The 14,654-nt window shown below is 73.0% G+C and carries 10 protein-coding genes and 1 pseudogene; 7 read left to right on the top strand and 4 right to left on the bottom strand.

Going from position 1 to position 14,654, the window contains the following annotated elements:
* Window positions 1-33: 33 nt before the first annotated feature.
* Complete coding sequence (gene serC, locus KGS77_RS13550; protein ID WP_242581280.1) at window positions 34-1,152, bottom strand: phosphoserine transaminase; 1,119 nt, start codon at window positions 1,150-1,152, stop codon at window positions 34-36.
* 9 nt (window positions 1,153-1,161) lie between these two features.
* A complete protein-coding gene (locus tag KGS77_RS13545; RefSeq protein ID WP_242581278.1) occupies window positions 1,162-2,301 on the bottom strand; it encodes a WYL domain-containing protein in 1,140 nt (379 codons plus the stop codon).
* Window positions 2,302-2,372: 71 nt separating this feature from the next.
* On the opposite strand from KGS77_RS13545, the gene KGS77_RS13540 reads away from it, so the two are divergent.
* From KGS77_RS13540 to KGS77_RS13530, 3 genes and pseudogenes are all read left to right on the top strand, one after another.
* Window positions 2,373-3,824, top strand: a complete 1,452-nt coding sequence (locus tag KGS77_RS13540) for an FAD-binding protein (protein ID WP_242581276.1) — start codon at window positions 2,373-2,375, stop codon at window positions 3,822-3,824.
* A gap of 40 nt (window positions 3,825-3,864) precedes the next feature.
* Window positions 3,865-4,059: pseudogene (locus KGS77_RS13535) on the top strand (methyltransferase type 11); the annotation flags it as partial.
* A 109-nt stretch (window positions 4,060-4,168) separates the two neighbouring features.
* A complete protein-coding gene (locus KGS77_RS13530) occupies window positions 4,169-7,168 on the top strand; it encodes an FAD-binding and (Fe-S)-binding domain-containing protein (protein WP_242581274.1) in 3,000 nt (999 codons plus the stop codon).
* 55 nt (window positions 7,169-7,223) lie between these two features.
* Here the strand turns inward: KGS77_RS13530 and KGS77_RS13525 are convergent, their stop codons facing one another.
* Together KGS77_RS13525 and KGS77_RS13520 are read right to left on the bottom strand one after the other, a co-directional pair.
* Window positions 7,224-7,490, bottom strand: a complete 267-nt coding sequence (locus KGS77_RS13525; protein WP_242581272.1) for a hypothetical protein — start codon at window positions 7,488-7,490, stop codon at window positions 7,224-7,226.
* Window positions 7,491-8,828: 1,338 nt separating this feature from the next.
* The gene (locus KGS77_RS13520) at window positions 8,829-9,737 is read right to left on the bottom strand and encodes a LysR family transcriptional regulator (protein ID WP_242581270.1); all 909 of its coding nucleotides are present in this window, start codon (window positions 9,735-9,737) and stop codon (window positions 8,829-8,831) included.
* A gap of 206 nt (window positions 9,738-9,943) precedes the next feature.
* Between KGS77_RS13520 and KGS77_RS13515 the strand changes: the two genes are divergently transcribed.
* From KGS77_RS13515 to KGS77_RS13500, 4 genes are all read left to right on the top strand, one after another.
* Window positions 9,944-10,807 (top strand): EamA family transporter, encoded by an 864-nt coding sequence (locus tag KGS77_RS13515; RefSeq protein WP_242587456.1) that lies wholly within the window; start codon window positions 9,944-9,946, stop codon window positions 10,805-10,807.
* Between the two features lie 431 nt (window positions 10,808-11,238).
* On the top strand, window positions 11,239-12,402 hold the full coding sequence (locus KGS77_RS13510; protein WP_242581268.1) for an amidohydrolase family protein: 1,164 nt from the start codon (window positions 11,239-11,241) through the stop codon (window positions 12,400-12,402).
* Window positions 12,402-13,163, top strand: a complete 762-nt coding sequence (locus KGS77_RS13505) for a class I SAM-dependent methyltransferase (protein WP_242581267.1) — start codon at window positions 12,402-12,404, stop codon at window positions 13,161-13,163. Before KGS77_RS13510 ends, KGS77_RS13505 begins: the two co-directional genes overlap by 1 nt.
* 47 nt (window positions 13,164-13,210) lie before the next feature.
* The gene (locus KGS77_RS13500) at window positions 13,211-14,596 is read left to right on the top strand and encodes a glutamate-cysteine ligase family protein (RefSeq protein ID WP_242581266.1); all 1,386 of its coding nucleotides are present in this window, start codon (window positions 13,211-13,213) and stop codon (window positions 14,594-14,596) included.
* The last annotated feature ends 58 nt before the right edge of the window (window positions 14,597-14,654 follow it).

Genomic DNA, 14,654 nt, shown 5'->3' with positions numbered 1-14,654 from the left:
ACCGGATGTGCGGGCGCACGGACCTTCCTACGGTCAGAGCTTGTCGATCACGTAGTCGACGCACGCGGTCAGTGCCTCGACGTCCGCCGGGTCGACCGCCGGGAACATCGCGATGCGCAACTGGTTGCGGCCGAGCTTGCGGTACGGCTCGGTGTCCACGATGCCGTTGGCGCGCAGCGCCTTGGCGACGGCCGCCGCGTCGACCTCCTCGTTGAAGTCGATCGTGCCGACGACCTGCGAGCGCTTGGCCGGGTCGGCGACGAACGGGGCCGCGTACTTGGAGTCCTCGGCCCAGCCGTAGAGGGCGCGCGAGGAGGCCGCGGTGCGCCGTACGGCCCAGTCCAGGCCGCCCTGCCCGTTGATCCACTCCAGTTGCTCGTTGAGGAGGAAAAGGGTGGCCAGGGCAGGGGTGTTGTAGGTCTGGTTCTTCAGGGAGTTGTCGATCGCCGTGGGCAGGGAGAAGAACTCCGGGATGTGCCGGCCGGAGGCGTGCACGGACCTGGCGCGCTCCAGAGCGGCGGGGGAGAAGGCCGCCAGCCACAGTCCGCCGTCGGCGGCGAAGGACTTCTGCGGGGCGAAGTAGTAGACGTCGGACTCGGAGATGTCCACGGGCAGTCCGCCGGCGCCGGAGGTGGCGTCCACCAGGACCAGGGAGCCCGCGTCGGCCCCCGCGACGCGCCGGATCGGCATGGCGACACCGGTGGAGGTCTCGTTGTGCGTGAGGGCGTAGACGTCCACGCCCTCCTCCGCCCGCGGCTCCGGGTGGGTGCCCGGGTCGGAGGTGACGAGGGTGGGCTCCGCCAGCCAGGGCGCGGCCTTGGCGGCCTTGGCGAACTTGGAGGAGAACTCACCGAAGGTGAGGTGCTGCGACTTGTGCTCGATCAGGCCGTGCGTCGCGATGTCCCAGAACGCGGTGGAGCCGCCGTTGCCGAGGACGACCTCGTACCCGTCGGGGAGCTGGAAGAGTTCGCGGACGCCCTCGCGCACCTTGCCGACCAGGTTCTTGACCGGCGCCTGGCGGTGGGACGTACCGAGAAGGGAGTTTCCGGTGGCGGCCAGGGCGCCGAGCGCCTCCGTACGCACCTTGGAGGGGCCCGAGCCGAAGCGTCCGTCGGCGGGCTTGATGTCGGCGGGAATCTGGATATCAGCCACGGACGAAGCCTAATCCGTCGCGGGGCGCGGAACGGGGTGAAGTCCAGCGGATGAGACGGGGAGCGGGGCGGTCCCGGACGGGGGAGGCGGCTGCGGACAGGTGAGTTCGCGGGCGTAGAGATCACTGAGGGCGGCGGTGGCGCGGGCCAGCTCCTGGCGTGCCTCGGGCGGGGAGAGGACCTCCACGGACGCCGCGAACTGCAGGAGCTGGCGTACGCCGCCCAGCTCGCCGAAGGCCAGCTCGACCGTCACCCAGCTCCCTTCCTCGTCCGCGGTCCTTCCCTCCTGCGGCTCCTCGGGTGTCGGCTCCTCCGGCGTTTGGTCCGGCTCCGGCGGCTCCTCCGAGGTCGGCTCCGGCTCCGGCGGCGCGGCCAGCGTCGGCCCCAGGAGGCGTACGAACAGGTCCAGCCGGCTGCGCAGCACCCGCGCCCGGACCCGCAGTGGCGTCGGCCGCTCCTCCACCTCCCGGCGCAGCTCCCGCCAGGCGTCCGCCAGCTCCACGCCCTCCCGGCGGCGTACGGGGGCGTCGGTGACGGTGGCCGCGGACACCCGGTCCGCGCGGAACAGCCGCGGCCGGCCCCGCCGGTCGGCGACGAGGTACCAGGTCCCGGCCTTGGCGACCAGGCCGTACGGATCGACGGTGTAGGTACGGGGACGGGGCTCGCCGCTGTGGCGGTAGCGGATGCGCAGCCGGCGGTCGGCGAAGACCGCGGTGTGCAGGGTGTCCAGGTCCACGGCCGGGCGCGGGCGCGCCATCCAGCGGTCCGGATCGACCAGGATGCGCCGGCTGGTCAGCTCGGCGGCCGGGCGGTGCGGCGCGGGCAGCGCGGCCATCACCTTGCGCAGCGCGGAGCCCAGCGCCTCGTCCAGGCCCAGCGCGGCGTGCGCGCCCCGCGCGGCCAGGACGAACAGGGCACGGGACTCGTCGGTGGTCAGCCCGGTGACGTCCGTACGGAAGCCGGGCAGCAGCGCGATGCCGCCGTGCCGGCCGCGCTCGGCGTAGACCGGCACCCCGGCGGCGGACAGCGCCTCGACGTCGCGGTAGATCGTGCGGGGCGAGACCTCCAGGCGCTCGGCGAGTTCCGCGGCCGGGACCCGGCCGCGGGTCTGGAGGAGCAGCAGGATCGAGAGCAGACGGTCGGACTTCACATGGAGAAGCTTTCCAAGGGGCGGCGGAAAACATGACGGCAGGTGTCAAGTTATCGCGCGACTCTGCCGCCATGAACCTCTTCGCACACACCCCACGGACCTCCCCCGCATCCTTGTCCGCATCCGCCCCCGCCCTCCCTGAAGCCGCGGTCACCGGCCTCGCCGCCCTCGCCGCCCCGGTCCATGGCCCCGTCCTGCGCCCCGGCGACGACGGTTACGACGAGGAGCGCTCCGGCTTCCAGACCGGCCACCGGCACCGACCGGCGGTCATCGTGGGGGCCGCCGGCGCCGCCGACGTACGCGCCGCCGTGGCCTTCGCCGCCGCCCACGGGCTGTCCGTAGCGGTGCAGGCCACCGGCCACGGCCTGGGCGCCGCCACCGAGGGCGGCCTGCTGATCACCACGCGCCGGATGACCGGCCTGCGCGTGGACGCGGCAGCCCGTACGGCGTGGGCGGCGGCCGGCGTCGTATGGGCGCAGGTGATCGAGGAAGCCGCGCGACACGGGCTGGCGCCGCTCAGCGGCTCCGCGCCGGCCGTCGGCGTGGTCGGTTACACCCTCGGCGGTGGCCTGGGCCTGCTGGCCCGGGAGTTCGGCTACGCGGCGGAGCACGTACGGGCGGTCGAGCTGGTCACCGCCGACGCCCGCGAGCTGCGGGTGACCGCCGACAGTGATCCGGACCTGTTCTGGGCGCTGCTCGGCGGCGGCCACGGCTTGGGCGTCGTGACGGGGATGGAGTTCGGCCTGGTGCCCGTACGGCGGCTGTACGGCGGGCAGTTGGTCTTCGGGGCCGACCTGATCGACGCGGCGCTGGGCGCGTACCTGGACTGGACGCGTGACCTGCCCAACGCGCTGACCTCCTCCTTGGGCATCCTGGTCTACCCGGACATCCCCCAGCTCCCCGAACCGCTGCGCGGCCGGCACCTCCTGACGGTCCGCGTCGCCTACACCGGCTCGGTGGAGGACGGCGAGCGGTTGGTCGCACCGCTGCGCGCGGTCGGCCCGCGGGTGAGCGACACCCTGCGCGAGATGCCGTACACCCAGTCGCACACCATCCACGCCGACCCGGACACCCCGCGCGCCTATGACGGCGACAACGCGCTGCTCACCGACCTGGACCCGGACACCCTGCGCGAGGCCGCCGCACTCGCCGGGCCCGGCGCCCCGTTCATGTGCGTCTTCCAGCTCAACCACCTGGGCGGCGCATTGGCGACCCCGGCCGCCGGACCCACGGACGCCGCCGACTCCCCCCGCCCCGGGAGCGCGGTGGGCCACCGCGACGCCCGCTACCTGCTGCGGGTCAGCTCCCCGGTGGACGGCACCGACCGTGAGGCCGTACGAGCCCTTCACGCCCGGATCCTGGGCCTCACGGCCCCCTACCGCATCGGCCGCAACATCAACATGCTCTTCGGTGACCACGACCCCCGGACGGTTCGCGACGCGTACGAGCCCCCCACCTATGAGCGACTGACGAAGCTGAAGGCCACCCACGACCCGGCGGGTCTCTTCCGCACCGACAAGTAATCAGGCCGAGGCCGCGCCTGCGCACGGCACATAAGGCGCAGTCGTGGACATCGGGGGCGGCACGGGTTACTACCTGGCCGGCGTACTCGGCCAACTGCCGGGCGCCCGTGGCCTCGTCCTGGACACCTCGGTACGCGCCCCGCGCGCGGCGGCCCGCTCCCACGAACGTGCCGCCGCGGCCACCTGGGACGTCTTCCGCCCCTTCCTACTGGCCGATGGGGCGGCCGACGTCGTGCGTCACCAGGTGCCCGGGATGGTCACCTCCCGCCGAGGAGGTCCGAGTTAGGTGATGAGCCACGTGCTGAGCCAGGTGATGAGCCCGGTGTGGTGGGCATGCTGGGGGCATGGCCGCTGATCACACGGAGACCGTCGAGCTGGGGCGGGCGTTGCGGGGCGCGGTGCGCGGGGAGGTGTCCCTGGCCGCGGCGGACCGGGCTCTGATGACGATGGACGCGTCGAACTACCGGCGGGTGCCGCGGGCGGTGGTGGCGCCGTGGGACGCGGCGGACGTGGCGGCGGTGCTGGGGGTGTGCCGGGAGCGCGGGGTGCCGGTGGTGCCGCGCGGCGGGGGGACCTCGATCGCCGGGCAGGCGACCGGTGCCGGGGTGGTGCTGGACTTCACCCGGCACCTGCGGCGGATCGTTTCGCTGGATGCCGGGGCGCGTACGGCCGTGGTGCAGCCCGGGGTGGTCCTGGACGAGCTGCGGGGGGCGGCCGGCGTGTACGGCCTGACGTTCGGACCGGACCCCTCCACCCACAGCCGGTGCACGCTCGGCGGCATGATCGGCAACAACTCCTGCGGCGCGCACTCGGTGGCGTGGGGCACCACCGCCGACAACGTACGGGAGCTGGAGGTGCTGACGTACGGGGGCGAGCGGGTGCGGGCCGGGCGGGGCACGGACGGCCTTCCGGAGCGCCTGGCGCGGGGCGTACGGGAGCTGGCGGACGGTGATCTGGCGCTGCTGCGCACCGGCTACCCCGGTCTGCCGCGGCGGATCTCCGGCTACGCGCTGGACGCGCTGCTGCCCGAGCGGGGCCGGGACGTGGCGCGGGCGCTGACCGGCAGTGAAGGCACGCTGGGGGTGCTGACCGAGGCGGCCGTACGGCTGGTGGACGCACCCCGCGCCCGGGCGCTGGCGGTACTCGGCTACCCGGACGAGAGCGCGGCGGCCGAGGCGGCGCATACGCTGCTGCCGCTGAAGCCGCTGACGGTGGAGGGGATGGCGGCCGATCTGGTGGGGGAGGCCGGGCGTGAGCTGCCGCGGGGCGGGGCCTGGTTGTTCGTGGAGACAGGGGGTGACAGCGCGGGGCAGGCGCGGGCGCGGGCCGAGGAGGTGTGCCGGGTGTCGGCGGCGGACGGCGCCATGGGGTGCGCCGTTGTCACCGACCCCGCCGCGCAGCGGGCCCTGTGGCGCGTACGGGAGGACGCGGCCGGAACCGCCACCCGGACACCCGGCGGCGGCGAGGCGTGGCCCGGCTGGGAGGACTGCGCGGTGCCGCCCGCCCGGCTCGGCCCGTACCTGCGGGACTTCCGCGCCCTGCTGGCGCAGTACGGGCTGCGCGGCATTCCGTACGGGCACTTCGGGGAGGGGTGCATCCACGTACGCATCGACTTCGACCTGCTGAGCGCGCCCGGGGTGCGCCGGTTCCGGGAGTTCTCCCACGACCTGGCGGAACTGGTGGTCTCCTACGGCGGTTCGCTCTCCGGCGAGCACGGAGACGGGCAGGCGCGCGCCGAGCTGCTGCCGAAGATGTACGGGTCGGAGCTGGTCGGGCTGTTCGAGCGGTTCAAGGACCTGTGGGACCCGGCGGGCGGGCTGAATCCCGGCGTGCTCGTACGGCCCGCGCGGCTGGACGAGAACCTGCGGTTCACGGCGCTGCCGAAGCGGCCGGTACCGGTGGCGTTCGGGTATCCGCACGACGGCGGGGACTTCTCGGCGGCGGTGCGCCGGTGTGTCGGCGTCGCCAAGTGCCGCTCGGCGTCGCCCGGTTCGCGTACGGACGCGTCCCCCGAGGTCATGTGCCCCTCCTTCCGGGCGACCGGCGAGGAGCGGCACTCCACGCGCGGACGCGCACGGCTGCTGCACGAGATGCTGGCGGGCGAGGTGATCACCGGCGGCTGGCGTTCGACGGAGGTACGGGACGCCCTGGACCTGTGCCTCTCGTGCAAGGGCTGCCGCAGCGACTGCCCCGTGGGGGTGGACATGGCCACGTACAAGGCGGAGTTCCTCCACCACCACTACAGGGGGCGGCTGCGGCCCGCCGCGCACTACTCGATGGGGCGGCTGCCGCGCTGGCTGCGCGCGGCGGCCCCGGCCGCGCCGCTGCTCAACGCCCTGGCACGCACCCCGCTGGCCGGCGTCGGCAAGCGGCTGGCGGGCATCGCGCCCGAGCGGGCCCTGCCGCCGCTGGCCGGGGAGACGTTTCTGCGGTGGTGGGCGCGCCGGGAGGCCGAGCGGGCTGCCGGGATCGGTGGGCGGGGCGGTGCTGTCGGGCGGGGCGGTGATGCCGGGGGCGAGGGTGTTACCGAGCGCGGTGGTACAGCCGAGGGTGGTGGTGCAGTGGAGTGTGGTGGTGCAGCCGAGCAGGGGGATGTCGCCATGCGGCCTACGGTCGTCCTGTGGCCCGACACCTTCACGAACTACCTCGCCCCGGAGGTGGGCCGGGCGGCCGTACGTGTCCTCCAAGCAGCCGCCCTGAACGTAGGACTCGCGCAGCAAGTACCTCTCACGCGAGCGCCGCGCCATGGCGGCGGACCGCTGTGCTGCGGCCTGACCTGGGTGTCCACCGGCCAGTTGGGTACGGCCCGCGCCGTCATGCGGCGCACGGCCGACGCGCTCGCTCCCGTGGCGGCGGACGGGCTCCCGCTGGTGGTCCTGGAGCCGAGCTGCGCGGCGACCCTGCGTACGGACCTTCCTGAGCTGCTGTCCGACGACCCGCGGGCCGCCGGGATCGCCGCGTCCGTACGCACCTTCGCGCAGGCACTGGAGGAGTACGCGCCCGACTGGGAGCCGCCACGCGTGGACCGCCCGGCCGCCGGGCAGACCCACTGCCACCAGCACGCGGTCCTGGGGGACGCGGCTGAGCGCCGGCTGCGCGCACGGGCCGGCCTGACCGGCGAGCTGAGCGGCGGCTGCTGCGGCCTCGCGGGCGACTTCGGCTTCGAACGCGGCCATTACGACATCTCCGTCGCCTGCGCCGAGGACCAACTGCTGCCCGCCGTACGGAATTCCGCGCCGGACACGGAGTTCCTCGCGGACGGCTTCTCCTGCCGTACGCAGATCAACCAGCTCACCGGGCGCCGCGCACGTCACCTGGCGGAAGTCCTGGAGAAGTACCTGTAACCGCACAGCCGCGCCGCACCGCACCGTACGGCCGCTGCCCCGCCGGACCGATGGCCTACGACGCCACCTGCACTTCCATCCCGCACTGGTTGCACCAGAACAGCCAGCCGTTCGCGTCGACATCGCTGGAGCCGCACCCCATGCAGGGGTCCTCCACGAAATTGGCGCTCACCCACCTGCCGGCGGCACCGGCCCGCCGCGACTGGGCGTCGCGCTCCACCCCGTAGCACCGGATGCACAGTCCCACGGAGCTGCCGGGGAGCTTCATCGGCGCTTTGTGGCAGTTGCCGCACGGCAGCTTGCCGACGAATTCACTCGCCAACCGGGCACGGTACGCCATCATGTCCACCTCCTACGCGATGACCGTTCCGGTGCCGCCGCAGCCGGAGCACTGTGTCGTGACCTCGTTCCCGAACTGGTCTTCCCATACGACTTCCCCCGCACCCTCGCAGTCCGGGCACTCCTTCTCCGGCGGCAGGCCATCATCCGAGTCCCTTGAGTCCTTCGACACGGCCCCTCCCTCAAACCAGCTCGCGGCAGCCCAGCCGCACGACAGCTTGATCCCGATGACGTCGGCGCTCCGGCCCGGCCCGGCCCGGCCCGAGCGCCGCCTCACCGAACCCACGCTTCTCGAACGCGGGACCACCCCCGCACGCGCGGGGACCATACAGCGAGGAGGCCCGTCACGGTCAGGTTCGCGGGACCACCCTCGCACGCGCGGGGACCCCGGACCAGGTGGTTCGCCTTTTTCCTGCCTCGGGGAACAGGCCCGCACGTGGGGGGACCACATCACCTCCCAACGTTGGGAGGTGATCCCCTGGGGGCCGCCCCCGCACGCGCGGGGACCACTATGCCCTGGAACACCCAGACGAAGAGGTGCTGGGACCACCCCCGCACGCGCGGGGACCACTTGGCCATGGCGCTGATGTCCTTGGCGAGCTCGGGACCACCCCCGCACGCGCGGGGACCACACGTCTACACGCCGCCCGTACCCATGCTCCAAGGGACCACCCCGCACGCGCGGGGACCACTTGCAGCAGCGGGTGACCGAGGCTGAGACCGCGGGACCACCCCCGCACGCGCGGGGACCACCGCCGAATCGAACGGGCTGCACGCGGCGCCGCGGGACCACCCCCGCACGCGCGGGGACCACTTCCCGAGCGCCTTCGGTTGAGGGTTCGATCAGGGACCACCCCCGCACGCACGGGGACCACGAGTCGACCGAGGGCGCCATGGCCGAGCTCAAGGGACCACCCCCGCACGCGCGGGGACCACAGCGGGCCGGGCGGGGGTTTCCTGTGCGGATGGGGACCACCCCCGCACGCGCGGGGACCACAGCCGCTTCGGGGACATGGCGTCCGGGTCCTCGGGACCACCCCCGCACGCGCGGGGACCACGAATCCGGTTCTCGTCTCCGGATGCCAACTACGGGACCACCCCCGCACGCGCGGGGACCACAGGAGCTGACCTGGTGTTTTAGTCGGCGAGGGAGGCGTTTTTGCTTACTTGTCGAGGAAGCGGCGTAACGCTCAATTCGGGCAGGGCTTCTCCTTGTTCCGTCGTTCCGTTGGGGCGGTCGACGTAATCGGTGGATCAAGCGGCTGGGCTGACAGGTACGCGCCCCCGGGGGGCATGGTCGGGCCGGTTCTTTGGGTGGAGGTTATCTGTCGGGGGAGGGGGCGGCCCAGGAGCCCGGCGCGTTGGTCTGGGGGTGCGGTGTGCCGATGATCTCGCGTGCCAGGGTTACCAGGGCCGGGATGTCGGGGTGGCTGGGGCCCTGGCGCCAGGTGAGGCTTACGGGGACCGGTGGGGCGTCGGTCAGGGGGACGTAGGCGACGCCGGGGTGGGGGTGCATGCCGGCGGTGGCGCAGGCGGTGACGCCGACGGCGCTGCCGGCGGTGATGACGGCGAGCCAGTCGTCGGTGTTGGTGATGGTGACGGTGGCGCGCGGGCGGGCGTCGGCGGGCCACAGGTCCAAGGTGGTGATGCCGGAGACGGGGTTGATCGCGAGGGTGCGTTCGCAGAGGTCGGCGAGGGTGAGTGCGGGGCGGCGGGCGAGCGGGTCGTCGGTGGGCAGCGCCGCCACCCGTGTCTCCGTACGCAGGTGTTCGGTGTTCAGTCCGGGCGTACGGATCTCTCCGCGCAGCAGGGCGGCGTCGACGTCGCCGCGAGTCAGGCCGGCCGTACGGTCGTCGATCCGGCGCAGTACCAGCGGTGTCCTGGGGTGGGTCTCGGCCCAGCGGCGCAGGAGCGCGGTGGTGTCCGCGCCGGCCGCGGCCCAGGGGTGGCCGAGGAGGAGCGGGCGGGTGGTGTGCCGGGCCTCGTCCAGCGCCCGGTCGAAGGCGGTGACGGCGGCGGCTGCCCGGTCGCGGAAGGCGTGGCCCTCGGCGGTCAGTTCCAGGTGGTGGGTGGAGCGGTCCACCAGGAGGACGCCCAGGCCCTGTTCGAGCTGGCGCAGGGTGCGGGAGACGGCGGGCTGGCTCAGGTGCAGCCGCTCGGCGGCGCGGGTCACGCTGAGGGTGTCGGCGACGGCGAGGAAGCAGCGGAAATGACGCAGCTCGATGCTCATGCGTGCGGAGCATAACGGCAGCGGAACCGGCATTTCACGGGACGCGGGGCGGGCCGTAACGTGGCGGGGTGACCGCATCGCATCGCCATCCCGCCACTGATTCGCCCTCCGGTAGTCGCAGTGCCAATGGATCAACCGACACCACTGGCGCCACGCCCGCTTCGCGTCGCGTTCCGCCGTCCGCCGAGGTCCGTAGGGCCGAGAAGCTGTCCGGGGCGCAGGGCACGGCGGCTCCGGGCGGGCGGCTGCTTTCCGTCGGGCTGGTGATCGGCGGCATCGTTTCCCTCCAGTTCGGGGCTTCGGTGGCCGTACTCCTCTTTCCCAGAGCCGGCGCGCTGGGTGTGGTGACCCTGCGTCTGACGGCCGCCGCCCTCGTCCTGCTCGTGGCCTGCCGCCCGAAACTGCGCGGTCACACCCGCGGTGACTGGGCCACCGTCCTGGCCTTCGGCTTCGCCCTGGCCGGCATGAACTCCCTCTTCTACCAGGCCATCGACCGCATCCCGCTCGGTGCCGCGGTCACCCTGGAGTTCCTCGGTCCGCTGATCCTCTCCGTGGCCACCTCCCGCCGGGGCTTGAGTCTGCTGTGGGCGGCGCTGGCGCTGGGCGGGGTGGCCCTGCTCGGCCGTGCGGGGCTGGACGGCCTCAATCCGCTGGGTGCCGCGTTCGCCCTGGGGGCCGGTGCGCTGTGGGCCGCGTACATCCTGCTCTCGGCCCGTACGGGACAGCGCTTCCCGCAGGCGGACGGCCTGGCCCTGGCGATGACCGTCGGCGCCCTGCTCAGCCTGCCGCTCGGCATCGCCACCGCGGGCTCCGCCCTCCTGGATCCCGTCACCCTGGGTCTGGGTGCGGCCGTCGCCCTGCTGTCCTCCGTCATGCCCTACACCCTGGAGCTGCTCGCCCTGCGCAAGCTTCCCGCCTCGGGTTTCGCGGTCATGATGAGTCTGGAACCGGCCGCGGCGGCCACCGCCGGCTTCCTGGTCCTGCACCAGTCCCTCGGCTGGCCGGAAGTGGTCGCCATCGCGCTGGTGGTCACCGCCAGCGCCGGTGCGGTAACCGCCGCCCGCACGTAGGTGTGCCGTAAGCGGTGAGCGGAAGGCGCTGTCGTGGGGCGGGGCCGGACGGGTACGGAGGAGGCCGGCGGGGCGGGAGTGGCGGGGAGGCCGGTTGATGCCTCATTGGCCGGGCGTCCCTCTTCCCTTTCCCCGCGAGGCGGGAACAATGGTCCGGAGTGCCGGAAGGGGTGGCGGAACCCGCGCGCCCGCACCCGAGACCCGCACCCGAGCACCCGTACCCAAGGCCCGCGCTCGAATCCCGTGCTCGAAGACCCGTACTCCAAGACACGTGCTCGAAGACCCGCGCTCAAAGACCCGTACTCGGGCGGGTGAGCGGTCACCGGCCCGAGAACCGGCGTCCGGACCGGCGCGTGTGCGCTGCGCGCGGGTCCGCGGGGCCGTACGCGCCGACCGGCAGACCTTCCCGGGACCTCCCGAAGGAGTGGTACATGGTCGCTCACCGTGACTACCCCGTCATCGACGCGGACAGCCACATCGTGCTCCCCGACTCCGAGGACTGGTGGCGGGGCAGGCTGCCCGAGAAGTACGCCGCCTGGATGCCCTCCTACCAGGACGACCGGCTGACCGCCGAGGGCCGGGTCATCGAACAGCCCTCGTCCACCTTCCACGGCCGGCCCACCCAGGCCGCCTGGTTCGGGGGCACGCAGGGCGCCACGTACACCCCCGGAAGCTGGAAGTACGACGACCCGGCCGCCGTGGACGTGCTCGGCGCCCTCCAGCGCGGCGGCCTGGACCCCAAGGACCGGCTCACCGCCATGGAGCGGGAGGGCATCAGCCGCGCCTACATCTTCCCGTCCAAGGTGCTCGGCCTGCTTCCGGCCCTGCGCAGTTCCGCCTTCGCGTACGAGGTCGCCAAGGCGTACAACGACTGGGCGCTGGCCTACTGTGCCGAGGACCGGGAGCGGCTGTTCCCGGTCGCCGCGCTGCCGCAGCACGACCTCGTGCTGGCCGTGGACGAGGCGCGCCGGGTCCTGGAGCAGGGCGTGCGCACCGTCATCCTGCGGCCCAACACCGTGGCCGGCACCAACATCGACGACCCGGTCTACGACCTCCTGTGGGAGTTCTGCCAGGAACACGGCGTGGCGGTGTGCTTCCACGAGGGGTTCGGGGTCGCGCGCATCCCCCGTATCGGGACCGAGCGCACCCACGACACCATGCAGGGCCACCTCGTCAGCCACACCTTCGAGCACATGATGGCCGTGATGCTGCTGATCACCGGCGGTGTCCTGGAGCGGTTCCCCGGGGTGCGGTTCGCCTTCATGGAGAGCGGTGCGGGCTGGGCCCCGTTCTGGCTGAACCGGATGGACGACCACGCGGAGCAGTTCGCCAAGGACCGGCCGCCGCTTCCCGAGCGGCCCAGCACCTACTTCAGGCGGCAGTGTTATCTGGGTGTGGAGCCGGAGGATCCGCTGCTGCCCATGCTCATCGATCAGGGGCTGGCGGAGAACCTGCTGTTCGCCAGCGACTTCCCGCACTTCGACGCCAAGTTCCCCGGCGCCGTGACCGCCCTGGCCGACCGGGAGGACATCGACGAGGCGGCCAAACGGCTTCTGCTGTGCGACAACGCCCGCCGTTTCTTCGGGATCGACTGATGGGGCCGGACCCACTGGTGGGACGGGAGCGGTCGATGGCGTCGATGGGGTCGATGGAGCGGGAGCGGCCGGTGGAGCGGATTCTGCCGGAACCGGACGCCCGGGTCGCAGCCGTCCTGAGCGGGCTGGAGGAACGTTCCCGCAAGGAGCAGGCGGAGTTGGAGGCGCTGCGCGCCAAAGGAGGCACCGCCCTGCGCGAACGGGCCGGCTCCTTCATGCTCGACGTCGGCCCGGACGTCGGCCAGTTGCTGAACACCCTGGTACGGGCGATGGCCGCGCACACGGTCGTGGAGGTCGGTGGTTCGGTCGGCTACTCCACGATCTGGCTCGCCGAGGCGGTACGGGCCACCGGCGGACGCCTGTACTCCATCGAGGTCGACCCCGGGAAGCAGGACGAGCAGCGGGACAACGTGAGGGAGGCGGGGCTCGCCGGCGTCGTCGAGCTGACCGCCCTGGAGGCGCCCGCTCTCCTGCCCACCCTGGCCGGCCCGGTCGACCTCGTTCTCCTGGACCACTGGAAGGAGTTGTACGTACGGGACTTCGACGCCTGCTGGCCGACGCTGCGGCCGGGCGGCGCGGTGGTGGCCGACAACATCCTGATCCCGAAGAAGAACGCCGAGGTCATCGCCGCGTACCGGCGGCACGTCGGCGGTGTGCCGGACGCGCAGAGCCAGGTGCTGGCGATCGGGGACGGGATCGAGTTCACCGTAAAGCGTGAAGCGCGGCCCGGCGTTCGGCGGGCGTCCGGTTCCGGGCCCTAGCGTGGCCCCGCTATCGACGTCCCCTCTTCCGACGGAAAGTTTGGATCATGAAGATCGGCATCGAGTCAGAACTGCCCGTGGTCGACCGCCGAGGGGTCGCGGCCGGCCGTCCGGCCGTGCGGGCCGTCTTCGAACGGCTCGCGGCCCGACCGGATTTCACCCCGTACCACGACGCTGCCACCGGCACGCTGGTAGGCGTCCGGTCGGCGCGTGGGCACGGAACCCTTGACGTGGGCAACGACTACGGCGTCTGTACGGTCGAGACGGCACTGCCGCCGGAAGAGGGGTTCGCCGCCGCCAAGACCGCCTGGAACCGTACGCTGGACGACGTGGTGTTCCCGGCCCTGGCGGCCGAGGGACTGTCCGCCCTCGCCCACGGCTGCCAGCCGCTGACCGAGACCCTCGGCGGCCCCTACCTGGCGGACAAGGCCCACTACGGCCTGTGGCTGGCGCAGGCCGAGCGGTACCCGGGCCACTACGCCAGTGACGCCTGGCCCGGCTTCGCCGCCGTCCAGTTCAACGTCGACGTCCCGCTGCCACGGGTGATCGACGTCTGCAACACGCTCATCAGGATGACGCCGCTGATCTTCGCGTGGGGCGCCAACTCCGCGGTGTTCGGCGGCCGGGTGCAGCCCTGGTACTCCCTGCGGCTGCGCGGCTACACGGAACTGTCGGACACCAACCCGTTCTTCGCCCACCGCCTGCACTACCCCCGCCACCTGTACGGCAGTCTGGCGGACTACATGCGTCAGGCGTGGGAGCTGCCGATCTTCGAGGTCACCAGGGACGGCGCCCTCCACACCCCGCTGATGCCCGAGCTGACGACGTGGCAGTTCGCCGAGGCGGGCCACGCCGAGTTCGTCGACCCGGGCGGCAGCAAGCGCACTCTCCAGTGCACCCCCGCCGACCTGGCGTCCGGACTGGTCTTCTGCTGGCCGGCGGTACGGGTCCGGATGCGGCTGGACGAGGCGTGCACCGTCGCCGGGGCGCTGGAGGCGGTGGCGGCCGGCCGGGGCGAGGCGGTGCTCCGGGACGGCGGACGCGGCACCTTCGTCGAGATCCGCCACCTGCCCACGATGAGCCGGGAGGAAACGTTCGCGTGGCTGGCCATGCTGCTGGGCTGGCTGGGCGACATCGAAGCCTGCCGCGACCTGTTCGGCGGCTGGTCGCTCCAGGACGCCCGTACGGCCGCCGACGAGGTGCAGACCCGCGGCTGGGCGGCCGAGGTCGCCGGCGTGCCGCTGACGGAGTGGGGCCGGCGCGCCCTGGACCTGGCGGCCGGGTCGCTGCGCCGGGAGCCGGTGGCGCCCGTGGAGGAGCTGGAACCGCTGACGCGGCGGCTGCGGGACCGGACGAGCCCGGCGACCGACGCCGTCGCGCGGGTGCGCGCCGAGGGCGTCGGGGCGTTCGTGGAGGAACTGCGGATGTGCTGAGGGAGCGGACGGGCCGTACGGAGGGGGCCGTACGGAAGGGGCCGTGCGGAGGGCCCGT

Source organism: Streptomyces sp. MST-110588 (assembly GCF_022695595.1).
In the GTDB taxonomy this organism is placed as follows: domain Bacteria; phylum Actinomycetota; class Actinomycetes; order Streptomycetales; family Streptomycetaceae; genus Streptomyces.
This window is presented reverse-complemented; position numbering and strand designations above follow the sequence as displayed.

Excerpts from the sequence above, each read along its gene's own strand:
- KGS77_RS13540 (WP_242581276.1), top strand. The coding sequence starts at position 2,373 with ATGAACCTCTTCGCACACACCCCACGGACCTCCCCCGCATCCTTGTCC.
- KGS77_RS13530 (WP_242581274.1), top strand. The coding sequence starts at position 4,169 with ATGGCCGCTGATCACACGGAGACCGTCGAGCTGGGGCGGGCGTTGCGG.
- KGS77_RS13520 (WP_242581270.1), bottom strand. The coding sequence starts at position 9,737 with ATGAGCATCGAGCTGCGTCATTTCCGCTGCTTCCTCGCCGTCGCCGAC.
- KGS77_RS13510 (WP_242581268.1), top strand. The coding sequence starts at position 11,239 with ATGGTCGCTCACCGTGACTACCCCGTCATCGACGCGGACAGCCACATC.
- KGS77_RS13505 (WP_242581267.1), top strand. The coding sequence starts at position 12,402 with ATGGGGCCGGACCCACTGGTGGGACGGGAGCGGTCGATGGCGTCGATG.
- KGS77_RS13500 (WP_242581266.1), top strand. The coding sequence starts at position 13,211 with ATGAAGATCGGCATCGAGTCAGAACTGCCCGTGGTCGACCGCCGAGGG.